20 protein-coding genes and 16 tRNA genes are annotated in these 23,239 nt (G+C 47.2%); 15 read left to right on the top strand and 21 right to left on the bottom strand.

Annotation, left to right across the window (positions count from 1 at the left end; genetic code table 11):
* The first annotated feature begins 7 nt into the window (after nt 1–7).
* The 14 genes from R4537_RS08920 (at nt 8) to flaC (ending at nt 15,160) form a co-directional block, all read left to right on the top strand.
* Nucleotides 8–835 carry a protein-glutamate O-methyltransferase gene (locus R4537_RS08920; protein ID WP_071179128.1) on the top strand — a complete coding sequence of 276 codons (828 nt, stop codon included), beginning with the start codon at nt 8–10 and terminating at the stop codon, nt 833–835.
* A 288-nt stretch (nt 836–1,123) separates the two neighbouring features.
* Nucleotides 1,124–1,519, top strand: coding sequence for a flagellar basal body rod protein FlgB (gene flgB / locus R4537_RS08925; protein ID WP_001007975.1), 396 nt, complete (start codon nt 1,124–1,126; stop codon nt 1,517–1,519).
* A 4-nt stretch (nt 1,520–1,523) separates the two neighbouring features.
* On the top strand, nt 1,524–1,940 hold the full coding sequence (gene flgC, locus R4537_RS08930) for a flagellar basal body rod protein FlgC (RefSeq protein WP_071179127.1): 417 nt from the start codon (nt 1,524–1,526) through the stop codon (nt 1,938–1,940).
* A gap of 17 nt (nt 1,941–1,957) precedes the next feature.
* The gene (gene flgD, locus R4537_RS08935; protein WP_071179126.1) at nt 1,958–2,665 is read left to right on the top strand and encodes a flagellar hook assembly protein FlgD; all 708 of its coding nucleotides are present in this window, start codon (nt 1,958–1,960) and stop codon (nt 2,663–2,665) included.
* 28 nt (nt 2,666–2,693) lie between these two features.
* Nucleotides 2,694–3,998, top strand: a complete 1,305-nt coding sequence (flgE, locus tag R4537_RS08940) for a flagellar hook protein FlgE (RefSeq protein ID WP_071179125.1) — start codon at nt 2,694–2,696, stop codon at nt 3,996–3,998.
* 182 nt (nt 3,999–4,180) lie between these two features.
* Complete coding sequence (locus tag R4537_RS08945) at nt 4,181–4,930, top strand: flagellar basal body rod protein FlgF (RefSeq protein WP_071179124.1); 750 nt, start codon at nt 4,181–4,183, stop codon at nt 4,928–4,930.
* Between the two features lie 19 nt (nt 4,931–4,949).
* Nucleotides 4,950–5,738 carry a flagellar basal-body rod protein FlgG gene (gene flgG, locus R4537_RS08950; RefSeq protein WP_001182095.1) on the top strand — a complete coding sequence of 263 codons (789 nt, stop codon included), beginning with the start codon at nt 4,950–4,952 and terminating at the stop codon, nt 5,736–5,738.
* Between the two features lie 23 nt (nt 5,739–5,761).
* Entirely contained in the window at nt 5,762–6,538 is a 777-nt protein-coding gene (gene flgH, locus R4537_RS08955; protein ID WP_071179123.1) for a flagellar basal body L-ring protein FlgH, read from the top strand.
* 90 nt (nt 6,539–6,628) lie between these two features.
* Nucleotides 6,629–7,714, top strand: coding sequence for a flagellar basal body P-ring protein FlgI (locus R4537_RS08960; protein WP_001225053.1), 1,086 nt, complete (start codon nt 6,629–6,631; stop codon nt 7,712–7,714).
* A gap of 10 nt (nt 7,715–7,724) precedes the next feature.
* Complete coding sequence (gene flgJ, locus R4537_RS08965) at nt 7,725–8,663, top strand: flagellar assembly peptidoglycan hydrolase FlgJ (RefSeq protein WP_071179122.1); 939 nt, start codon at nt 7,725–7,727, stop codon at nt 8,661–8,663.
* A 178-nt stretch (nt 8,664–8,841) separates the two neighbouring features.
* A complete protein-coding gene (gene flgK, locus R4537_RS08970; protein ID WP_071179121.1) occupies nt 8,842–10,716 on the top strand; it encodes a flagellar hook-associated protein FlgK in 1,875 nt (624 codons plus the stop codon).
* 12 nt (nt 10,717–10,728) lie between these two features.
* Nucleotides 10,729–11,922, top strand: coding sequence for a flagellar hook-associated protein FlgL (gene flgL / locus R4537_RS08975; protein WP_071179120.1), 1,194 nt, complete (start codon nt 10,729–10,731; stop codon nt 11,920–11,922).
* Nucleotides 11,923–12,329: 407 nt separating this feature from the next.
* On the top strand, nt 12,330–13,469 hold the full coding sequence (flaA, locus tag R4537_RS08980) for a flagellin A (RefSeq protein ID WP_000154824.1): 1,140 nt from the start codon (nt 12,330–12,332) through the stop codon (nt 13,467–13,469).
* A 557-nt stretch (nt 13,470–14,026) separates the two neighbouring features.
* Nucleotides 14,027–15,160, top strand: a complete 1,134-nt coding sequence (flaC, locus tag R4537_RS08985; RefSeq protein WP_000290377.1) for a flagellin C — start codon at nt 14,027–14,029, stop codon at nt 15,158–15,160.
* Nucleotides 15,161–15,413: 253 nt separating this feature from the next.
* On the opposite strand, the gene R4537_RS08990 is transcribed toward flaC, so the two are convergent.
* The 21 genes from R4537_RS08990 to lolB all read right to left on the bottom strand — a co-directional run bounded on the left by R4537_RS08990 (nt 15,414) and on the right by lolB (nt 21,793).
* Nucleotides 15,414–15,498: transfer RNA gene (locus R4537_RS08990), tRNA-Leu, on the bottom strand.
* A gap of 41 nt (nt 15,499–15,539) precedes the next feature.
* Nucleotides 15,540–15,614, bottom strand: a tRNA-Gln gene (locus R4537_RS08995).
* A gap of 38 nt (nt 15,615–15,652) precedes the next feature.
* Nucleotides 15,653–15,737: transfer RNA gene (locus tag R4537_RS09000), tRNA-Leu, on the bottom strand.
* 43 nt (nt 15,738–15,780) lie between these two features.
* A tRNA-Gln gene (locus tag R4537_RS09005) sits at nt 15,781–15,855 on the bottom strand.
* Between the two features lie 17 nt (nt 15,856–15,872).
* Nucleotides 15,873–15,958 (bottom strand) — tRNA-Leu (locus R4537_RS09010).
* 22 nt (nt 15,959–15,980) lie between these two features.
* A tRNA-Met gene (locus R4537_RS09015) sits at nt 15,981–16,057 on the bottom strand.
* Between the two features lie 25 nt (nt 16,058–16,082).
* Nucleotides 16,083–16,167: transfer RNA gene (locus R4537_RS09020), tRNA-Leu, on the bottom strand.
* Between the two features lie 41 nt (nt 16,168–16,208).
* Nucleotides 16,209–16,283 (bottom strand) — tRNA-Gln (locus tag R4537_RS09025).
* A gap of 26 nt (nt 16,284–16,309) precedes the next feature.
* Nucleotides 16,310–16,394: transfer RNA gene (locus R4537_RS09030), tRNA-Leu, on the bottom strand.
* Between the two features lie 41 nt (nt 16,395–16,435).
* Nucleotides 16,436–16,510 (bottom strand) — tRNA-Gln (locus R4537_RS09035).
* A gap of 17 nt (nt 16,511–16,527) precedes the next feature.
* Nucleotides 16,528–16,613: transfer RNA gene (locus tag R4537_RS09040), tRNA-Leu, on the bottom strand.
* Nucleotides 16,614–16,636: 23 nt separating this feature from the next.
* A tRNA-Met gene (locus tag R4537_RS09045) sits at nt 16,637–16,713 on the bottom strand.
* A gap of 77 nt (nt 16,714–16,790) precedes the next feature.
* Nucleotides 16,791–16,865, bottom strand: a tRNA-Gln gene (locus R4537_RS09050).
* 27 nt (nt 16,866–16,892) lie between these two features.
* Nucleotides 16,893–16,977: transfer RNA gene (locus R4537_RS09055), tRNA-Leu, on the bottom strand.
* 24 nt (nt 16,978–17,001) lie between these two features.
* Nucleotides 17,002–17,087 (bottom strand) — tRNA-Leu (locus tag R4537_RS09060).
* A 28-nt stretch (nt 17,088–17,115) separates the two neighbouring features.
* Nucleotides 17,116–17,192 (bottom strand) — tRNA-Met (locus tag R4537_RS09065).
* Nucleotides 17,193–17,469: 277 nt separating this feature from the next.
* Nucleotides 17,470–18,561, bottom strand: a complete 1,092-nt coding sequence (gene ychF / locus R4537_RS09070) for a redox-regulated ATPase YchF (protein ID WP_071178738.1) — start codon at nt 18,559–18,561, stop codon at nt 17,470–17,472.
* 10 nt (nt 18,562–18,571) lie between these two features.
* Nucleotides 18,572–19,162 carry an aminoacyl-tRNA hydrolase gene (gene pth, locus R4537_RS09075; RefSeq protein ID WP_000081943.1) on the bottom strand — a complete coding sequence of 197 codons (591 nt, stop codon included), beginning with the start codon at nt 19,160–19,162 and terminating at the stop codon, nt 18,572–18,574.
* 169 nt (nt 19,163–19,331) lie between these two features.
* Nucleotides 19,332–20,276, bottom strand: coding sequence for a ribose-phosphate pyrophosphokinase (locus tag R4537_RS09080; protein ID WP_001113134.1), 945 nt, complete (start codon nt 20,274–20,276; stop codon nt 19,332–19,334).
* A gap of 30 nt (nt 20,277–20,306) precedes the next feature.
* Nucleotides 20,307–21,179, bottom strand: coding sequence for a 4-(cytidine 5'-diphospho)-2-C-methyl-D-erythritol kinase (gene ispE / locus R4537_RS09085; RefSeq protein WP_071178737.1), 873 nt, complete (start codon nt 21,177–21,179; stop codon nt 20,307–20,309).
* The gene (lolB, locus tag R4537_RS09090; RefSeq protein ID WP_071178736.1) at nt 21,176–21,793 is read right to left on the bottom strand and encodes a lipoprotein insertase outer membrane protein LolB; all 618 of its coding nucleotides are present in this window, start codon (nt 21,791–21,793) and stop codon (nt 21,176–21,178) included. The genes ispE and lolB overlap by 4 nt, the downstream gene beginning before the upstream one ends.
* A 158-nt stretch (nt 21,794–21,951) precedes the next feature.
* Here lolB and hemA point away from each other — a divergent pair, with 158 nt between their 5' ends.
* Nucleotides 21,952–23,211 (top strand): glutamyl-tRNA reductase, encoded by a 1,260-nt coding sequence (gene hemA / locus R4537_RS09095; RefSeq protein ID WP_000054219.1) that lies wholly within the window; start codon nt 21,952–21,954, stop codon nt 23,209–23,211.
* The last annotated feature ends 28 nt before the right edge of the window (nt 23,212–23,239 follow it).

The raw sequence follows: 23,239 nt of genomic DNA on the forward strand, positions 1-23,239 counted from the left end.
GAATTGAATGACTGCTATAACGATTAGCGACCAAGAGTATCGCGACTTTTGCCGATTTCTGGAATCTCAGTGCGGAATTGTACTGGGTGACAGCAAGCAGTATTTGGTGCGAAGTCGTCTAAGTCCACTCGTCACCAAATTCAAGTTAAGCTCGTTGTCTGACTTGTTGCGGGATGTCGTGACCGGACGAAATCGCGATTTGCGCGTAGCAGCGGTTGACGCCATGACAACCAATGAAACCTTGTGGTTTCGAGATTCCTACCCATTTACGGTTTTAGCTGACAAATTATTGCCAGAAATGGCGGCAAATAAACGACCGATAAAAATCTGGTCTGCGGCCAGTTCATCAGGCCAAGAGCCGTACTCTATGGCGATGACGATTTTAGAAGTTCAACAAAAACGTCCGGGAATGTTGCCTAGCTTGTCAATTACTGCCACGGATATTTCAGCCAGTATGTTAGATATGTGTCGAGCAGGAATCTATGACAACTTAGCTCTAGGCCGTGGTTTGTCTCCTGAGCGTCGTCGAGTGTTTTTCGAAGATGCTGGGGATGGACGGATGAAGGTGAAGGATAACGTAAAACGTTTAGTGAACTTCCGTCCGCAAAACTTAATGGAAAGTTACTCCTTGCTGGGTAAGTTTGACATCATTTTTTGCCGTAACGTACTTATCTATTTCTCGCCAGATATGAAATCTAAGGTGCTTAATCAGATGGCGGCGAGTTTGAACCCCGGCGGCTATTTGCTGTTAGGCGCATCAGAATCCCTGACTGGGCTTACTGATAAGTTCGAAATGGTGCGTTGTAACCCTGGTATCATCTATAAACTTAAATAAAGCATGCAATCCATCTCATTTTGCCCGGTTTCTACCGGGCTTTTTATTTTCAGCTTATCTCTCCTTCCAGCGTTAAGCTGCATCGGTATTGGCAACATGGTTCACCTACCTATAACTCCAAGTTGTTTTGATATAACGTGCTTGAATGAGTGTTTTCATAGGACCTGTTTGGCGTGGAGTTTGCTAAATCTTATTCACCTTGCTGCCAATGACGTCTATTTTGAAAGTTGGTATGCTAATTGCAAATAATTTCAGCAGTAACGGTCAGTTCTTATCGAAGAGGTAAACATGGCTATTTCTTTTGACAAAGCCCTAGGTATTCACCAACACACGGTGGGTGTACGTGAGCGCAACTCCGAGGTGATAGCCACCAATATTGCGCAGGCCAATACGCCGGGATTTAAGGCAAAAGGAATGGACTTCCAGAAGGCACTACAAGCGGCAAATTCGGGGGCAAGCGTTAGTCTTAGTCGTACCGACAGTCGGCATATTCCTGCCTCTTCGACGGTCAGTGGGGAAATTCTTTACCGCGTACCGACACAACCAGATACTGGTGATGGCAATACAGTAGATGTTGACTTGGAGCGTAACCTGTTTATGCAAAACCAAATCCGTCACCAAGCCTCACTGGATTTTCTAGGTGGTAAATTTAAGAACTTAACCAAGTCACTTAAAGGGGAGTAGATAGATGAGCTTATTCAGCGTATTTAATGTCACAGGTTCTGCGATGAGCGCCGAGTCGGTTCGTCTCAATACGACCTCAAGTAATCTTGCAAATGCCGATAGTATTAGTAGTTCAGCAAAAGATACTTACAAAGCTCGTCACGCAGTATTTGGCGCAGAGTTGAGTAAAGCGCGTTTCAACCGCGATCCCAATGTGCCAGTGAAGGTTTTGGGGATTATAGAAAGTGATAAACCGCTGGTCGCTGAATTTAATCCAGAACATCCACTTGCCAATGATGAAGGCTATATCTACAAGCCCAACGTCAATGTGATGGAAGAGATGGCCAATATGATTTCTGCCTCTCGTTCTTATCAAACTAACGTGCAGGTGGCTGATGCCAGTAAACAGATGCTGCTGCGTACGCTGCAGATGGGTCAATAAGGATAAGGAGTTAACGTATGGCCGGAGTCAATAATGTTGGTCAAAGCGGCTTGTCCTATATTGATCAGCTTAAAGCTCTTCAAGAGCAGAAAAAACCGGATGAAACCACAGGGCAAAAATCCCTGAAACAAGAAGACTTTCTTTCTTTGCTGACCAAGCAGTTAGCACAGCAAGATCCGTTCAAACCCGTGAGTAACGATCAGATGATTGCGCAGATGGCTTCATTTGCGACCGTTGATGGCATTGGCAAGATGAACACTCAGTTTGAGAGTCTCAACTCATCAATCACCTCTAACCAAGCGCTACAAGCGTCATCACTGGTAGGGCGTGACGTGCTAGTGCCGGGTGCGGCAGGAATGAAAAAGCCAGATGGCGGTATGGCGGCAATGGTGAAACTGCCGCAGTCGATCGATAACTTGTTCATCCGTATTGAGAATGAAGCTGGTCAATTGGTACGAACCTTTGACGTCGGTGCCAAATCTTCTGGTGATAACCGCGTTGAATGGGATGGAAAAGATCAGAATGGTAATCCGTTGCCGGGTGGCAAATACAAAGTGAAAGCGTCTGGCTTGCTGGATGGAGAGAGTAAAGAGTTTGAGGTCTCCACTTATGCGAACGTGAATAGCGTTTTGTTAGGCAAAGGCGATGGTAACGTACTACTCAATCTGGCTGGTTTTGATGCACCAGTTCGACTTGCTGAAGTACTTGAAGTAGGCAAAGCGTGATAGCGCTAGCTAGATAGGAGAATTACTTATGTCATACATCTCTCTTAGTGGTTTATCCGCCGCGCAGATGGATTTAAATACCACCAGTAACAACATTGCGAACGCCAATACCTTTGGTTTTAAAGAGTCGCGTGCCGAATTTGGTGATGTATATTCCACCTCGTTGTTTACCAACGCAAAAACCACTCCAGGTCAAGGTGTTCAAGCGGCCAAAGTGGCACAGCAGTTCCACGAAGGTTCTAGTATCTACACTAATAACCCATTGGATTTGCGTATCGCGGGTACGGGCTTCTTTGCTGTCGCGAAAGATCGCTTAGTTCCACAGCAAAATGAGCTGACTCGTAACGGTGCATTCCACTTGGACAAAAATAGCTTTATGGTCACAGCGAATGATGAGTTCCTGCTTGGCTATGAAGTCAATCCTGATTCGGGGGATGTATTATCTTACGAGCCAAAACCAATTAATATTCCTCCTCAATTCGGTAAGCCGAAACAGACTGCGAATATTGAATTAGGTGCTAACTTACCAGCGAATGGTGATCTGAAAGACCCTGCACTGTTTGATATTACAGACCCTGAAACTTATAACCGTACGACCTCATCGACTATTTATGACTCTATGGGTCAACCTTATAAGTTGACGACGTATTACTTGAAAGACATGAATCAAGCCAATACATGGCAGACCTATTACACCGTCACTGACAAAACTGGTGAAAAGCCGATTAACGTTGTTGGTGGTGATGCGACAAGCCCAGCAGGCCATGTGGGACATACCATGCGTTTTAACAATGATGGTACGTTGGCGAGCTTAAACAATGGTCAACCGATTGTGACTGAGCCACTGGGTAGCGGTGCCAATCCAGTCGATCTGAACGGTGCTGATGCGAACCAAGCTTTGTCGTTTCGTTTAGATTCTGCGACTCAGTTTGCTGCCCCTTTTGAGTTAACCAAGTTCGATCAAGATGGTGCGACCACTGGTTTCCTGACCAAGATCGACTTTGATGAAAATGGTAGCGTACTGGCCACTTACTCGAATGGCATTAACACCACACTTGGCCGTGTCGCGCTGGTGCGTGTTGCTAACGAGCAAGGACTGGATAAAAAAGGTGGTACTCAGTGGGATGCTACTCAGTTCTCTGGCGCGAAAATTTGGGGTGAGTCAAATAAAGGGTCATTTGGTTCAATCAGTAATGGCACATTAGAGCAGTCGAACATCGATATGACGCAAGAGCTGGTAGATTTGATTTCTGCTCAGCGTAACTTCCAAGCTAACTCACGTGCTCTTGAAGTACACAACGGTCTGCAACAAAACATTCTGCAGATTCGCTAATTCTCTTCAACCCCATTAAGCGGCGGCAATGTGGCTTAATGGGGTTGCCTCTTTGCCCCCTTGCCGCGGCAAATACGCTTGTCTCCTGCAAATTTCTCATCTATCAGATTGTTCTATAAGGAATAGTTAAGTTGGCATGCTGCTTGCTTTAACTGCTCTAACTAACGATTTGGGAGCAGATTATGGACCGCGCATTGTTTCTTGCCATGAGTGGCGCAAAACAAAACATGCAAGCGATGCAGCTACGGGCAAACAACTTAGCTAACGTCAGCACGACGGGATTTCGTGCCGATTTAGCGCAAGCTCGTTCAATGCAAGCTTATGGTGAAGGTCTCCCAACTCGTGTCTTCAGTATGACTGAGCGTCCTGGGCATAACTTTGCCCAAGGCAGTGTGATCACGACAGGTCGTGATCTCGATATCACTATTCAAGGCGATGGCTGGATTTCTGTGCTAGATAAAACTGGCAAAGAGGGGCTGACTCGTAACGGCAACTTACGTATCGATGAAACGGGGCTGCTGCTTAACGGCAATGGACATCCAGTTTTAGGCGAAACGGGTGCTCCGATTACTTTGCCTGTGCCGCTAAACAAAGTTGAAATTGGTGGTGATGGCACTATCTCTGTTCGTCCACAAGGTGCGCCTGCCGATGCGATGGAAGTGATAGATAGAATCAAGTTAGTTCGCCTCAATGACCAGTCACTGTTTAAAGACGTCAATGGTTTATTTCGGGCGACGGATCCCAACACTCAGTTTGAGGTCGACGCTAACGTAAAAATTCTCACAGGTGCCCTTGAAGGGAGCAACGTGAATGCGATTGGTGAAATGACCAGCCTTATCGATTTGCAACGTCAGTTTGAAATGCAAGTCAAGATGATGAGTACGGCGGAAGAGATGGATAAAGCTTCCGATTCACTGCTTCGCAGTAGCTAATTTAAGGTAGGAGTTAGGTATGCAACCAGCACTATGGGTCAGTAAGACCGGCTTAGATGCCCAACAAACTAACATTGCAACGATTTCCAACAACCTTGCTAACGCCTCAACCATTGGCTTTAAAAAAGGGCGTGCAGTGTTTGAAGATCTGTTTTACCAAAATATTAACCAGCCGGGTGCGCAATCCTCGCAAAATACTCGTTTGCCGAGTGGTTTGATGTTGGGCGCTGGCTCTAAGGTCGTGGCAACCCAAAAGGTACACACGCACGGTAACGTACAAACGACTTCCAACAGCTTGGACATGATGATTGAAGGTGACGGATTTTTCCAAATTCTAATGCCGGATGGCAACATTGCTTATAGCCGTAATGGTCAGTTCACGTTGGATGACGAAGGCGCGATTGTAACCTCCGGTTCAGGCTATCGTTTGCAGCCAGAGATAATCATTCCGGAAGACGCTATTTCTATTACGATTGGTAATGATGGTGAAGTGTCGGTTCGTGTCCGTGGCCAGCAGGATAACCAAGTACTAGGTCAGATCACGACGGTTGATTTCATTAACCCAGGTGGTTTAGAACCGATTGGACAAAACCTTTACTTACCAACCGGAGCCAGTGGCGAGCCACAAGAAGGGGTTCCCGGTTTGGATGGTTTGGGTGATGTGCGCCAATCTATGCTCGAAACCTCGAACGTGAATGTCACGGAAGAGTTGGTCAACATGATTGAAGCGCAGCGTGTGTATGAGATGAACTCTAAAGTCATCTCTGCCGTCGATAAGATGATGAGCTTCGTCAACCAACAACTGTAATTGCTAACTAAGAGATGGCCGTTATGAAACGTCTACTTGCTTCCAGCTTATTGATTTTGCTCTCAGGTTGTAGCTTGATGCAGCCACCGATTGAGTCCGCTGAAACCATTCAAGGTACTACGACGGTGGATGCGGTTGAGGGGGATAAATCTGAGAGTAACTCTGGTTTGACCGATGCTCTGCGCAATCGTACCGACCCCGTTGCGGGCGATCCTGCATGGGCACCGATTCATCCGAAAAGTAAGCCTGAACATTACGCCGCCGAAACGGGCTCGCTGTTTAATTTGGCGAGCAGCAGTAGCATGTATGACGATTCTAAACCGCGTGGTGTGGGCGATATCATTACCGTGACTCTCAATGAAAGTACCAAAGCGGCCAAAAGTGCTGATGCGGATCTGAATAAGAAAAATGATGCTTCGATGGATCCATTGGCGGTCGGCGGCAAAGATTTGACCATCGGGGATTATAATTTCTCTTACGCGCTGAAAAATGCCAATAAGTTTTCAGGGAGTGCGGCAGCTAACCAAAGTAACAGCATGTCAGGCTCGATTACGGTTGAAGTGATTGAAGTCCTAGCCAACGGTAACTTAGTGATCCGTGGTGAAAAATGGCTCACTTTGAACACGGGAGATGAGTACATTCGTTTGAGTGGTACCATTCGTCCGGATGATATCGACTTCGATAATACGATTGCTTCTAACCGTATTTCCAATGCGCGAATTCAATATTCTGGCACTGGAACCAACCAAGATATGCAAGAACCCGGATTCTTGGCACGATTTTTTAATGTCTCTTTATAAGTCGAGCCGCTGGGTTAGTTTATTGACAGCATAGTGAACGGTGAGGCCTTTTGGCCTCATCGTTGTTTTAGAGAGTAAGGTACATCTGCCATGAGAAAATTCACGATTTTATTGATGTTGCTGCTGGCTTCCAGCGCGCAAGCCGCACGGATCAAAGATGTCGCGCAGGTTGCAGGCGTTCGTAACAACCAATTAGTCGGATACGGCTTGGTCACCGGTTTGCCGGGGACAGGCGAGTCGACACCTTTTACTGATCAAAGCTTTAACGCCATGCTGCAAAGCTTCGGCATTCAATTGCCTCCTGGCACCAAGCCAAAAACCAAAAACGTTGCCGCCGTGATCGTCACCGCTGATCTGCCCGCCTTTTCTAAGCAAGGTCAAACCATAGATATCACGGTTTCTTCGATTGGATCGGCAAAAAGTTTACGTGGCGGCACTTTGATGCAAACCTTCCTAAAAGGTTTGGATGGACAAGTTTACGCAGTGGCACAAGGTAACTTAGTGGTAAGTGGGTTTAGTGCAACCGGTGCCGATGGGTCGAAAATTGTTGGTAACAACCCAACAGTTGGGATGATCTCCAGTGGCGCGATTGTTGAGCGTGAAGTCCCTAACCCATTTGGCCGTGGCGATTATATCACCTTCAACCTGTTTGAATCTGACTTCACGACGGCACAGCGTTTAGCCGATGCTGTGAATCAGTTCTTGGGGCCACAAATGGCTTCAGCGGTGGATTCGGCTTCAATCAAAGTACGTGCACCGCGCGATCTTAGTCAGCGTGTTGCCTTCCTCTCCGCGATTGAGAACCTTGAGTTCAATCCTGCAGACAGCGCGGCGAAAATTATTGTTAACTCACGTACCGGCACCATAGTGGTAGGGCAGAATGTTCGTCTTAAACCTGCAGCAGTGACTCATGGTGGTATGACTGTGGCGATCAAAGAAAACTTGAATGTTAGTCAACCTAATGCATTGGGTGGCGGTCAGACCGTTGTAGTACCAAATACCGAAATAGAAATCACAGAAAAGCAGGGCAAAATGTTTAAGTTAGAGCCTGGGGTCACTTTGGATGATCTGGTTCGTGCAGTTAACGAAGTGGGAGCTGCCCCTTCCGACTTAATGGCGATTTTGCAAGCGTTGAAACAAGCGGGTGCAATTGAAGGCCAACTGATCATTATTTAAGGAGTCAGCCATGATTAATAATCCCAATGATATTGGCTTTATCCACGATATCGCCGGCCTCGACAAGTTACGCCAAAAGGCATTGAATGGTGATCAAAATGCTGAGCAGTCAGCGTTAACCGCGGCAGCTCGCCAATTTGAATCAATCTTCACCTCCATGATGCTCAAATCCATGCGTGATGCGAATAGTGATTTTAAATCAGATCTTATGAGTAGCCAGAATGAAGATCTTTATCGCCAGATGCTGGATGAGCAGATGGCGAGTGAGTTCAGCTCATCAGGTTCGCTTGGCTTGGCTGATATGATAGTCGCTCAGCTCTCGACCGGACAAACGGCGAGCGAGCAAAAAGGGGAGGATGGCTTCCAAGAAGCAATGCGCCGTGTGGAACATGCACGCAAAACCGCCAGTGAGCGCAGCAAAGAAGACTTGGTGGCTGCGGTGTATCCGTTGCGTAAAACACAAGCGGTTCAATCGACACAGTTTGATTCTCGCCATTCGTTTGTCACCAAACTCAAACCTTATGCAGATAAAGCGGCACGTATGCTCGGGGTCGATTCTTCGTTGTTGATTGCGCAAGCGGCACTGGAAACAGGTTGGGGGCAAAAAATGGTCAAAAATGCCCGTGGCAACAGCAATAACCTCTTTAATATCAAAGCCGATCGCAGCTGGCAGGGTGATAAAGTCGCGACCCAAACCTTGGAATATCACAACAATGTTCCGGTTATCGAAAAAGCCGCATTCCGATCTTATGCCAGCATTGATGATAGCTTTAACGATTATGTCCGTTTCTTGGAAAACAACCCGCGTTACACCAATGCGTTGGATCATGGGGGGAGCAGTAAACGCTTTATCCACGGTATCCACCGCGCTGGGTACGCGACAGACCCTCAATATGCCGACAAGGTACTGCGTGTAAAAGCGCAAATCGATCAAATGAACCTACTATAAATCGTCCGCCGGAATATTTCCGGCGGCACTCTTTCACGCCCACTATATTTCCAGCTTGCCAATCCTAACTTGCTATTTTTATTAGAGTAAATTGAACCAATCCAATTTGGCATGCATATTGCTAATACTGTTTAGATTCAGTGATTTTTACTGATTAATATCGGTTTTCGGGGGCAGTATGGCGTCTGATCTTCTGAATGTGGGTACGCAAAGCGTACTGACGGCTCAGAGACAACTCAATACCACAGGTCATAACATTTCCAATGTTAATACAGAGGGTTACAGTCGTCAGTCTGTGATCCAAGGGACCAATATGCCTCGCCAATACGGCGGTGAAACTTACGGTATGGGTGTGCATGTGGAAAATGTTCGCCGCTCGTGGGATCAGTTTGCCGTTAAAGAGCTGAATATTGCCTCTACCAATTACGCCTTTAAGCGAGATACCGAAGAAAACCTCGATATGCTATCTAAGCTACTGTCCTCTGTAGCTTCGAAGAAAATTCCTGAAAACCTCAATGAGTGGTTTGATTCAGTAAAAAGTTTGGCTGATTCGCCCAATGACTTGGGTGCCCGTAAAGTGGCACTCGAAAAAGCTAAGCTCATTTCACAAAACCTGAATGACTTCCATGAGACAGTTCGCTTACAAAAAGACATTACCAATAAAGGCTTATCCCTAGGCGTTGAACGCATCAACCAACTGGCGTTGGAAATTCGTGATCTGCAGCGTTTGATGATGCGTGTACCAGGGCCGCATAACGATTTGATGGATAAGCATGAAAAGCTGGTGTCCGAACTGTCGCAATACACCAAAGTTACGGTAACGCAAAGAAAACACGGTGAAGGTTTTAACATCCATATCGGCAACGGCCACACTTTGGTTTCCGGTACTGAAGCAAGCCAGTTGAAAGTGATTGATGGTTTTCCTGATACTCAGCAACACCGTTTAGCCATGGTGGAAGGCAAGGCGCTCAAAGCCATCTCCGCACGTGATATTGGCGGTAAGCTGGAAGCCATTTTAGATATGCGTGATGAGCACATTCCTTACTTGATGGATGAAGTCGGTCGCCTTGCACTCTCCTTTTCTCATGAAGTGAATACCTTACAATCACAAGGTTTAGACCTGCGTGGTAATGTGGGTAGCGCTCTGTTTACCGATGTTAATTTGGATGTCATTGCCCGCTCTCGTGTGGTGACCAACAGTAATTCTAAAGCCGATATGGCGGTGTTTATTGAAGATGTCAGCCAGTTAAAGGGTGGCGAATACTCCATGCAGTACAACGGCAATGAATTTGTGGTGACATTGCCGTCAGGCCAGCAGACCGTATTGCCGGTGGTAAAAGGCAATGTGTATGTCGATGGCTTACGCGTAGAAGTGCGTAACCCACCACAGGTCGGGGAACGCATTTTGGTGCGCCCAACTCGTAACGGTGCGGCAGCCATTCGTTTAGCAACAGAAGATGCGACAAAAATTGCCGCACAGAGTTTTGAAGCATCGACCACGTTTGCTCAAGGCAAAGCGAAATTCAAAATTTTGCAAGCTGGGGATATTCGAGAGTTTGAAGTGATTGTTTCGCCGACCGGCGATCAATTTGCAGTAACGGATACCAAAGGCAATATTTTACTCCAGCCTCAACCTTATCCGCCGACAGGACCTGTAACCGTATTGGGCACTACTTTTGAGATAACGGAAGGCGCTTTGCCTAATGACAAGTTCACAGCAAACCTTGTCCCTTCAGAAGGGGATAACGGCAACTTGCGTAAAATGATCAACATTCAAACTGCAAAACGGATGAATGATAACGAGTCCACCATCATCGATCTTTACCACAACCTCAACACGGATGTGGGGCTAAAAATGGCCACCATGACGCGTTTGACCGATGTGGCAAGACTGGAGAAAGAGGCTGCACAATCACGCATCGCTTCGATTTCTGGTGTGAACCTTGATGAAGAGGCCGCCAATATGATGAAATTTCAGCAAGCTTATATGGCCTCCTCACGCATCATTCAGGCCTCGAACGACACTTTCAACACCATTTTGGCGTTGCGATAGGGAGATGGGTAAATGTTAAACCGAATCTCTAGTTTCCATAACTACCAAGCGGTTCAGAATGACATCCGTCGTCAGGAATCGAAAGTGTTTAATAACCAAGCGCAATTGGCGTCTGGTAAGAAGCTGTTGTCAGCGAGTGATAACCCACTGGCGACGCACTACATCCAAAACGTTGGGCAACAAGAAGAGCAGTTGCGCCAGTACTTAGATGCGATTGTTTTAGTACGTAACCGCCTTGAGCATCAAGAAGTCATCATCGCCAATACCGAAGAATTTTCAGACTCTGCAAAGCGTACGGTGATGGAGATGATCAACGGCTCATTGTCACCAGAAGATCGGTTAGCTCGGGCGCGCGTATTGCAAGAAATGGCCAATAACTTCATCAATCTCGCTAACGTACAAGATGAATCCGGTAACTATATTTTTGCTGGAACCAAACCCAAAAATCAGCCCTTCTTTCGTGATAACCAAGGCAATGTAACCTACGCGGGGGATGATTATCAGCGCAAAATGAAGATCTCCAACAGCTTGGAAATTCCATTTAATAATCCAGGCAGCAAAGTGTTTATGGATATCCCGAATCCTTTTGGCAGCTATGAGCCCAACTATGCGCTGCAAGAGGGCTCCGAGCTGCTCTTAGAGCGTGCAGTTAACCTCAATCCTGATGATACCGCATCCTATCGCGTAACATTTGTTGATATGCCAGAAGGAAAAAATGGCTATCAGTTAGAGCGTAACGGCAGTGTAGTGCAAGCGGGGGAGTTTGACTCGAAAACCGGCATCCAGTTTGAAGAGCTGAACATTCAGGTCAAAGGGCAGATCAGTAAAGGAGATGCGATTGAGCTGACGCCTCGCACCACTTTTAGCGTGTTTGATACTTTCCGTGATGCGATTCGCTACGCAGAAGGGTCGGTATCGGATGCGTCGAATACAGCCAAGTTGCATCAGTTAGTTGAAGATTTTCATACCGCCTTTATCCATCTCAACAAAACTAGAACGGATATTGGTGCGCGTTTGAGTACGCTCGATATTCAGCAAGAGCAGCACGAAGATTTTAAAATCAGCTTGGCAAAATCCAAAAGCACCTTTGAGGATTTGGATTACGCCCATGCAGTGATTGAATTTAATCAAAACTCACGTGCCCTTGAAGCATCGCAGAAAGCATTTGGTAAAACCAAAGATCTCACCCTTTTTAACTACATCTAACCTTCAATGCCTTATGTGCTTAAGCCATATGAGCGAAGTGAGTTGAGTAAAAAGTGGCGCGGAAGTTGCTAGTACAATACAGAGCCTTGGTGAAAAGTTGTACAGGGTAACCAAAGCGGCAAGTCAGCGGCAAAATGGATTGCCGCTCACTGAAATCGGCAACTCTGAGTGGCTGATTGAATTAGATAGACAATGTAACTCATTGAAAATAAGCGATGTATATCAGTGGGTGTCAAAGAAGATAAAGTTGGCACACTAATTGAATGAAGTACATCAGAGTTGTTGTAACCGGTTTTTAAATCCGCCTTTGGGCCGATTTGGCAAGTTATTCACGGTCAGTGCTTCCAAAAGAGACCAAAGCTGACCGCTTCGCAAATGAGCTTGCGAACTCGATAGGAGAGCAAACTATGACCATTAACGTAAATACCAACGTGTCGGCGATGACCGCACAACGTTATCTGACCAAGGCGACGGGAGATCTTAACACCTCCATGGAACGTCTCTCATCAGGTAATCGCATTAACAGTGCAAAAGATGACGCGGCAGGCCTGCAGATTTCAAACCGTTTAACGGCGCAATCTCGTGGTTTGGATGTGGCAATGCGTAACGCCAACGATGGTATTTCGATTGCTCAAACCGCAGAAGGTGCGATGAATGAATCCACCAGCATTTTGCAGCGTATGCGTGACCTCGCCTTACAATCGGCGAACGGTACCAACTCGGCGTCAGAGCGTCAGGCTCTGAATGAAGAGTCGGTGGCACTGCAAGATGAACTGAACCGTATCGCTGAAACCACGTCATTTGGTGGTCGTAAGCTACTCAATGGTTCGTTTGGTGAAGCTTCGTTCCAAATCGGTTCTAGCTCGGGTGAAGCGATCATTATGGGACTGACCAGTGTACGTGCTGATGATTTCCGCATGGGTGGCCAATCCTTTATTGCCGAACAACCCAAGACTAAAGAGTGGGGGGTTCCACCTACCGCTCGTGACCTGAAGTTTGAGTTCACCAAGAAAGATGGTGAGGCAGTCGTGCTCGATATCATGGCCAAAAATGGTGATGACATTGAAGAGCTGGCCACTTACATCAACGGTCAAACGGATCTGTTCAAAGCTTCGGTTGACCAAGAAGGCAAACTGCAGATTTTTGTTGCTGAACCCAATATTGAAGGCAATTTCAATATCTCCGGTGGTTTGGCAACCGAACTTGGCCTCAATGGTGGTCCAGGTGTGAAAACCACAGTTCAAGACATTGATATCACCAGTGTCGGTGGTTCACAGAACGCAGTGGGTATCATCGATGCCGCATTAAAATACGTCGATTCGCAACGAGCTGACCTCGGTGCGAAACAGAACCGACTCAGTCACAGCATCAGTAACCTGTCGAATATTCAGGAGAACGTGGAAGCGTCGAAAAGTCGGATTAAAGATACGGATTTTGCGAAGGAAACTACGCAACTTACCAAATCTCAGATTCTGCAACAGGCGGGGACTTCAATTCTTGCCCAAGCGAAACAGTTGCCAAACTCTGCAATCTCGTTATTGCAGTAGTTCCCGGTACCTTCATTAATGAGCTCAGACGTGGGTATGTAATGAAGGGACTTTGGCAAAGTATGGTTATGCAATGTTAGGCGAGCTCTCTCACTCAAAATTGCTCATCTAGCCCAAAACATAATCATGCGCCCCTAATGGTTAGCCAAAATGTGTTCATTTCTCTTGATCTCCACATTGGCGATGGCTACCACCAAATAGCCCCGGTTCTCTCAAAGGAAAAGGGGCTTTTCTTTTTTCTGCGTTTTACCCCCACCTTTATCTTTTCTACTTTTTCCTATCATCCGCTGAGGAACGGTTCCCGAAGCGTGAGTAGATGCCCTCGGCCATCATGGGGAAAACTTGAGCCTATCAGCCTGATATTTATGTGATTTGTGTAATATCTCTCAAGATGCATAGATTTCAGAGGTGTTAGGGTAAAAAAACATCTTTTTGTTAAAGGATTTATTCAACGAGTCGCTAATAGAGGTAACTTTGAGAGAACTGCTTGGTTTTCCGAGACGTCGGAGACCGTTTGGGAGTTCCGCTACGTCGGAAAATCAATAGGAGATACCACTATGGCGGTGAATGTAAACACCAACGTGTCAGCAATGACAGCACAACGGTACTTGACGAGTGCAACCAATGCACAGCAATTGTCAATGGAACGTCTATCATCAGGATACAAAATTAACAGCGCAAAAGACGATGCGGCAGGCCTGCAGATCTCTAACCGTTTGAACGTGCAAAGTCGAGGTCTAGATGTTGCCGTTCGTAACGCCAACGATGGTATTTCGATGGCGCAAACCGCGGAAGGGGCAATGAATGAGACCACCAACATCTTACAACGTATGCGGGATCTCTCCTTGCAATCAGCAAACGGTTCTAACTCGAAGTCCGAACGCGTTGCGATTCAAGAAGAAATTACCGCGTTGAATGATGAGCTCAACCGTATTGCAGAAACCACCTCTTTCGGTGGTAACAAGCTGCTCAATGGTACATTCGCAACCAAGTCATTCCAGATTGGTGCGGATAACGGTGAAGCGGTAATGCTTAACATCAAAGATATGCGCAGCGATAACGCTTTGATGGGAGGTAAAACCTATCAAGCGGCTAACGGTAAAGACAAAAACTGGGGCGTGGAAGCGGGTAAAACCGATCTGACCATCACTCTGAAAGACAAACGCGAAGGCGATGTCACCATTTCAATCAATGCGAAAGAAGGGGATGACATCGAAGAGCTAGCAACTTACATCAACGGTCAAACCGACATGATCAAAGCCTCGGTTGATGAAGAAGGTAAGTTACAGCTATTCACCGATAACAACCGAATCGATGGTGCTGCGACTTTTGGTGGCGCACTTGCGGGTGAGTTAGGTATCGGAGCTGCACAAGATGTAACGGTTCATACTCTGGATGTCACCACAGTTGGTGGTGCACAAGAGAGTGTGGCGATTGTCGACGCTGCCTTGAAATATGTGGATAGCCATCGTGCTGAACTCGGTGCATTCCAAAACCGATTCAACCACGCTATCAATAACTTAGATAACATTAACGAAAACGTAAATGCGTCTAAGAGCCGGATCAAAGATACGGACTTTGCCAAAGAAACGACTGCACTGACCAAGGCGCAGATCCTTTCTCAGGCATCAAGTTCTGTTCTCGCACAAGCCAAGCAGGCACCCAACTCAGCACTGGCTCTTCTAGGCTAGTTCGAGTTGATAGGAAAAAACCCAGCTGCAGCTGGGTTTTTTATTGCCCGCTATTTGGGGAGACCTAAGGATAAACGTAAAAACAGAAAAGAGTGAGCATCAGCCTTCATCATGTTAGAGATGACATAAGAATATGAGTTAAGAGAATATCGGTGTCCTGTCAGAAGGATCTTCGTGGTAGTAGGAAAGTAGCGTAAGCTTATGAATAAAGCCCAGATAAAACAAAACCTAGCCGAAGCTAGGTTTGTTTATATGGTGCGGAAGAAGAGACTTGAACTCTTACGCCTCGCGGCGCCAGAACCTAAATCTGGTGCGTCTACCAATTTCGCCACTTCCGCAAATTGTGTTGATAATTTGATTACTCAAATTATCGATGTAATGGCAGGTCTGCTAGGATTCGAACCTAGGTATGACGGGATCAAAACCCGTTGCCTTACCGCTTGGCGACAGACCTGCAGTGTTCTGCACGACGATCGTCGTTGCTCTCAATAATGGTGCGGAAGAAGAGACTTGAACTCTTACGCCTCGCGGCGCCAGAACCTAAATCTGGTGCGTCTACCAATTTCGCCACTTCCGCACAAATTTTGCTGATAACCTGATTGCTCACGTCATCGAAATAATGGCAGGTCTACCTGGATTCGAACCAGGGAATGGCGGCATCAAAAGCCGCTGCCTTACCGCTTGGCGATAGACCTACAAAACTTGATACATTTGGTGCGGAAGGAGGGACTTGAACCCTCACGTCCGAAGGACACTAACACCTGAAGCTAGCGCGTCTACCAATTCCGCCACCACCGCGTTAAATGCATCAAATTGTAATTGGTGGCTACGACGGGATTCGAACCTGTGACCCCATCATTATGAGTGATGTGCTCTAACCAACTGAGCTACGTAGCCACTCTAAATCTTTTCAGATTTAATATGGTGCGGAAGAAGAGACTTGAACTCTTACGCCTCGCGGCGCCAGAACCTAAATCTGGTGCGTCTACCAATTTCGCCACTTCCGCAAACTTTTTTGATGATTTGAATGCTCAACTCATCGATATAATGGCAGGTCTACATGGATTCGAACCATGGGATGACGGGATCAAAACCCGTTGCCTTACCGCTTGGCTATAGACCTGCAGTGATGATTTACATCACCAAATATGGTGCGGAAGAAGAGACTTGAACTCTTACGCCTCGCGGCGCCAGAACCTAAATCTGGTGCGTCTACCAATTTCGCCACTTCCGCAAATTTTGCTGACAACTTGATTGCTCAAATCATCGAAATAATGGCAGGTCTGCTAGGATTCGAACCTAGGTATGACGGGATCAAAACCCGTTGCCTTACCGCTTGGCGACAGACCTACAGAATTCGATACATTTGGTGCGGAAGGAGGGACTTGAACCCTCACGTCCGAAGGACACTAACACCTGAAGCTAGCGCGTCTACCAATTCCGCCACCACCGCGTTAAATGCATCAAATTGTAATATGGTGGCTACGACGGGATTTGAACCTGTGACCCCATCATTATGAGTGATGTGCTCTAACCAACTGAGCTACGTAGCCATCTTTTCGAGCGAGAGATTATAATACAATCTCGCTCCGACTTCCAATGGTTTTTGCTCCGTTGAAAGTTTGAAAAATGGCAGGTCTGCTAGGATTCGAACCTAGGTATGACGGGATCAAAACCCGTTGCCTTACCGCTTGGCGACAGACCTGCTGTGATGATTAATATCATCAAAATATGGTGCGGAAGAAGAGACTTGAACTCTTACACCTTGCGGCGCCAGAACCTAAATCTGGTGCGTCTACCAATTTCGCCACTTCCGCAAATTTATTACAACTCGATGCATTTGGTGCGGAAGGAGGGACTTGAACCCTCACGTCCGAAGGACACTAACACCTGAAGCTAGCGCGTCTACCAATTCCGCCACCACCGCGTGTCAAAAGCATCAAATTGTCAAAATTTGGTGGCTACGACGGGATTCGAACCTGTGACCCCATCATTATGAGTGATGTGCTCTAACCAACTGAGCTACGTAGCCAAATTTTATTTTCTTAACGAGAAGGCGATGCCTTATCGCTGAGAACGGAGCGCATTATGCGGATATGGGTTAGGAGCGTCAACAGTTTTTTTGAATAAATTCTTTGAAACCAACCGTTCGGGTTTTTTTTAAACAAAGAGGCGTGTTTATGATCAAAAACCATCACCAAAACAACAAATTCATTACGCTTGGAGAGTCATAAAGATCATTTTTTAGAGGCTTATAAATGGCAAAAGCCAACACTTTGGTTGGCTTTTGGTTCTCAGTAAAGCGAGATTTAAACGTTGAAGCGGAAGTGGATTACATCGCCATCTTTTACGATGTACTCTTTACCTTCCAAGCGCCATTTACCGGCATCTTTGGCACCTGACTCACCATTGAATTGGATGTAGTCATGGTAACCGATCACTTCAGCACGAATAAAACCACGCTCGAAGTCAGTGTGGATCTTACCCGCGGCTTGTGGTGCGGTCGCACCGACAGGAATGGTCCATGCGCGCACTTCTTTCACGCCTGCGGTGAAGTAAGTTTGTAGATTCAGAAGGTCATAACCTGAGCGAATCACGCGGTTGAGGCCTGGCTCTTCAATACCGAGGTCGGCTAAGAACTCATCGCGTTCTTCTTCTTCAAGTTCAGACAGTTCCGCCTCGATCGCTGCACAAACCGCTACCACAGAAGCATTTTCTTTGGCTGCGAACTCAACCACCGCATCCAGATATGGGTTGTTTTCAAAACCATTTTCATTGACGTTCGCAATGTACATGGTGGGTTTTAGCGTCAGCAGGTTTAAATAACCGACGGCCAGTAACTCTTCTTTGGTTAGGTTGACTGAACGAGCTGATTGGCCTTCGCTCAGAACAGGTTGCAGCTTTTCAAGTACCGCGAGTTCAAATTTGGCTTCTTTATCGCCACCTTTAGCGCGTTTGCTTTGACGCAGAATCGCGCGCTCGCAGCTGTCTAAGTCAGCCAGCGCTAATTCAAGGTTGATGATTTCGATGTCTTCCAGCGGTGACACTTTACCCGCCACGTGGATGATGTTTTCGTTTTCAAAGCAGCGTACTACGTGACCAATTGCATCGGTTTCACGGATGTTAGCGAGGAATTTGTTACCTAGACCTTCTCCTTTTGATGCGCCCGCCACTAGACCTGCAATGTCCACAAACTCCATCGTCGTTGGCAGAATGCGTTCAGGTTTGACAATCGCGGCTAAGGCATCCAGACGCGGATCTGGCACAGGCACAACGCCTGTATTTGGTTCGATAGTACAAAACGGGAAGTTAGCTGCTTCGATGCCCGCTTTGGTCAGCGCATTAAAAAGAGTTGATTTACCTACGTTTGGCAAACCGACGATGCCACATTTAAAACCCATGACTGTAACCTTATTCAGCTTTGAAAGTGTGTAAACGATTTTGTGCTTTGGTGAGGCCATCCTTGAGCAGGATCTCAAGGCAGCGAACAGATTCGTCCACTGCGGCGTCAAGGCACTCTTGCTCTTTAGCAGGTGCTTTGCCGAGCACATAACCGGCTACTTTATCTTTGTGTCCCGGATGACCGATGCCAAGCCGTAGACGATAGAATTCTTTGTTGTTGCCTAATTTGCTTATGGTGTCTTTGAGCCCATTATGCCCGCCATGTCCGCCACCTTGCTTAAATTTTGCCACACCGGGTGGTAAGTCTAGCTCATCGTGGGCAACCATGATCTCTTCTGGCTTGATCTGATAGAAATTGGCCAGTGCAGCAATCGCTTTGCCGGAGAGATTCATAAAAGTGGTGGGGATTAACACGCGTAACTCTTGGCTGTTAATCAACAAACGTCCGGTCAGACCAAAAAACTTCGGCTCATTTTTGAGCGTGACGTTATGGATACGGGCTAACTCTTCGACAACCCAAGCACCTGCATTATGGCGTGTTTTCGCGTATTCCGGCCCAGGATTGGCCAGTCCGACAAGGAGTTTGATTGGTTGACTCAAGGCGAATATCTCTTCGGAAACTCAAAAGCGCGGTATGATAGCACACATCCGCCGCGAGGTGCGAGTCACACAAAAGGCAATAAAAAAGCGCTTCATCGGAGATGAAACGCTTTCGTATCATCGATTCCCGAGCTTACCTGACAGGCAGATAGACTGGGTTACTCAATGATTAGTTAAACATCGCAGAGATTGACTCTTCGTTGCTGATACGACGAATCGCTTCAGCCAGCATGCTTGATAGAGTCAATTGAGTCACTTTTCCTGTCGCCGCCATCTCTTTTGATAGGGTGATAGAGTCAGTCACAATCACTTGATCCAACACAGAGTTTTTGATGTTTTTCGCTGCATTGCCTGAGAATACCGCGTGAGTGGCGTAAGCAAATACGCGTTTCGCACCACGCTCTTTCAGCGCTTCCGCGGCTTTACACAGTGTGCCACCGGTGTCGATCATGTCATCGACAATCACACAGTCACGGCCTTCAACATCACCGATCAGGTTCATGACTTCTGAAACGTTCGCGCGTGGACGACGCTTATCTACGATCGCGATATCGATGTCACCCAGTGCTTTCGCGGTTGCGCGAGCACGCACCACACCACCAAGGTCTGGCGATACGACAACAGGATCTTCCAAGTTACGTGCTTTCATATCTTCCAGCAGAACAGGAGTACCGAAAATGTTGTCTACTGGAACATCGAAGAAGCCTTGGATCTGCTCTGCGTGGAGGTCGATAGTTAGAACGCGGTCAACACCAACGTTAGAAAGGAAGTCTGCAACAACTTTTGCAGTGATAGGTACACGAGCCGAACGCACACGGCGGTCTTGGCGGGCATAGCCGAAGTAAGGGATAACTGCCGTAATACGGCCTGCAGAAGCACGGCGCATTGCGTCAATCATTACCACCAGTTCCATCAGGTTGTCATTGGTTGGGGCACAGGTGGATTGAATGATAAATACATCGCTACCACGCACATTTTCGTTGATTTGTACTGCTACTTCACCATCAGAGAAACGAGAAACAGTAGCATCACCAAGGGAAATGTACAGGCGATCTGCAATACGTTGGGCTAGTTCGGGTATTGCGTTACCAGCAAATAGCTTCATATCAGGCACGGTGGAAACCTCAGGGTTGCGTCCAGTTTTTTAGTAAGGTCGGATTTTAGCTGATTGGTAGTCAGCCAACGTCTTTCTGAGCGGTGAAACATTGCGCCCTTGGGCGACAAACGCTAAGACGTTGTCAGATAACTGAGCAAAGACGGCCTGTGCATCTTTCCTGCTCGAAAACTCAGCAAAAACGCAAGATCCCGTCCCGGTCAATCTTGACGGCGCGTATTGTAGCAGCCATGAAAGTTGCTTATCAACCTCGGGGTACAGTGATCGGACAATTTTTTCGCAATCGTTTTCGTAGGGGGTGGCAAGAAGGCTTGCCAGATCACGCTTTGGCGTGTTCCTCACCAGTTGTGGGTGAGTGAAAATATCTTTTGTTGCGATGCTGACCGCAGGGCGAACCACGAGATACCATTTTTCCTCAGGCTCTACTGCGGACAATTCTTCGCCAACCCCTTCAGCAAAGGCCGCAAAACCACGAGTAAAGACAGGGACATCCGCTCCGAGTGCCAGCCCAATCTCAGCCAATTGATCATCGCTAAATCCAGTCTGCCATAAGTAATTGAGTGCGACTAAGGTGGTGGCCGCATTGGATGATCCGCCACCAATTCCGCCGCCCATAGGCAACACCTTGTGCAGTTTAATGTCTGCGCCGAGTGGTGATTGCGCCGCATTTTTGAGCGCTATCGCGGCTTTGTAAATCAGGTTATCTTCTAACGCGACATCGGCCAGAGCCGGTGAGAGGGTGATGTTGCCGCTGCTGTTGGCGGTAATGGTCAATTCATCACCTTGATCGAGAAACTGAAATAAGGTCTGTAGATCGTGATAGCCGTTAGCTCGACGACCTGTGATGTAAAGGAACAGGTTGAGTTTGGCCGGTGAAGGCCACACGGTTGTGCCGTGGATCATGGGAGCAGCGTCCATTGTGATATCACCAGTTGAATTGAGGTTTTATTTTGCTGGAGTTTAAGCTTATCAGGCAGTGGAATAGGCTGATGTTGCCATTCAATCGCTTTATAGCGTTGATACTCGACCTGCCACTCAGCCGTAGAGGCGAGTTTGGTGAGAGTAGCAAGGGTGTTTTGTTCATTCAGCTCGTAATGAGTTGCTTGGGTCGGCAAGCCTAAAATCCAATCTTCAAGCTGTTCAACGGGAATATCTAACCCTGTTAAATTGCGGATCAGGCTTTGAGCATCTTGGTCGCGGTAGATTTGGTCATCATAAGTTTCGACCCGCGCACCTTGTTCATCGACCTGTAAGTTCAGCACGGTTTGACCAAGAAAATTGCTTAAACGCAGTGAGAGTTTTTTTGGGCTTTTTTGCCATTGAAAGTTGAACGATTGTCGCTGATCGGGCGCGATATAGCCGAGTTTTCCGGTTAATTGATAATGTTGAATTTGTTCTAGAGTGATTTGGTGTGATTGCCATTGAACATTGACGGGTTGTAGCGGCGCGGTGGCACAACCTGCCAAAAGCAACAGACTCGCCAATCCTGGCAATAGGCGACGTACGAGAGCATTCATAGTGCGTTTTTTATCCAAAGCGAGAGCGAAAACGGGCTAACTATATCATTGATCTCACGAACTCAGGAAAACAAATCCGGTCTGCCCTTTCAATCAAAGAGGGCATCAAGTAAAATTCGGCCTCTAGTCCACCACATATATCTGAGAACCCTCTATAGATGTCTTTGCTTGCCATTGGAATCAATCACAATACGGCGTCGGTAGAATTGCGGGAAAAAGTGGCGTTCGGTCCAGAGAAACTCTCTTTGGCGCTGAATCAGCTCTCCACCAGTTCACACGTTAAAGGAGGCGTGATCCTCTCAACGTGTAACCGCACCGAAATTTATTGTGATGTGAGATCGGCAAGTAAAAACAAAGTCATCGAATGGTTGTCCCAGTTTCACCAAGTCAGCTTGGATGAGTTAAAACCCAGTCTGTATGTCCATGAAGAACAAGCTGCCATTCGTCATTTGATGCGTGTCGCCTGCGGTTTGGACTCCTTAGTATTGGGCGAACCGCAGATATTAGGACAAGTTAAGCAAGCTTACGCAGAGGCGAGAGAGAATCACGCCGTCAATCCGGCGACGGAAAAGCTGTTTCAAAAGGCTTTTTCGGTCGCGAAACGGGTAAGAACAGAAACCGAGATCGGCGGCAGCGCGGTTTCGGTCGCTTATGCCGCTTGCACTTTAGCAAAACACATTTTTGAATCGCTGGCCGACGCTACGGTACTGTTGGTCGGGGCTGGTGAAACCATTGAACTGGTAGCAAAACATTTGGCCGGACACCACTGTAAACGGATGATAGTGGCGAACCGCACGCGAGAGCGAGCTTTGAGCTTAGCGCAGCAGTTTGGCGCCGACGTCATCGCATTAAATGAGATCCCAGATTATTTAGCGCAAGCGGATATTGTGATCAGCTCGACCGCTAGCCCTTTGCCCATAATAGGTAAAGGCATGGTTGAAAGCGCGCTAAAGGCTCGTCGCCATCAGCCTATGCTGTTGGTGGATATTGCCGTACCACGCGATATTGAGCCGCAGGTCGGTAAGCTTAACGATGCTTATCTCTATTCGGTCGATGACTTGCAGTCGATTGTCGATAGCAATATCGAGCAGCGCAAAGTGGAAGCGATTCAGGCTGAAGCGATTGTCAGTGAAGAGAGCGCCACCTTCATGAGTTGGATGCGTTCACTGCAAGCGGTGGACAGTATTCGTGATTATCGTAAGCAAGCCAATGAAGCGCGTGAAGAGCTGCTCAATAAAAGTTTGCAAGCATTGGCAGCGGGTGGCGATCCTGAAAAGCTGCTCATCGAATTAAGCAACAAACTGACCAACAAACTAATTCACACCCCAACCCGAGCGCTACAAACCGCGGCGGAACAAGGGGAACCGGCTAAACTGGCCGTGATCAGACAAAGTTTAGGTCTTGACGATCTGAACTAAATCTCAACTTAGAGTTTAAAGAAGCAAC

Source organism: Vibrio paracholerae, assembly GCF_037672085.1.
Taxonomy (GTDB): Bacteria; Pseudomonadota; Gammaproteobacteria; order Enterobacterales; family Vibrionaceae; genus Vibrio; species Vibrio cholerae.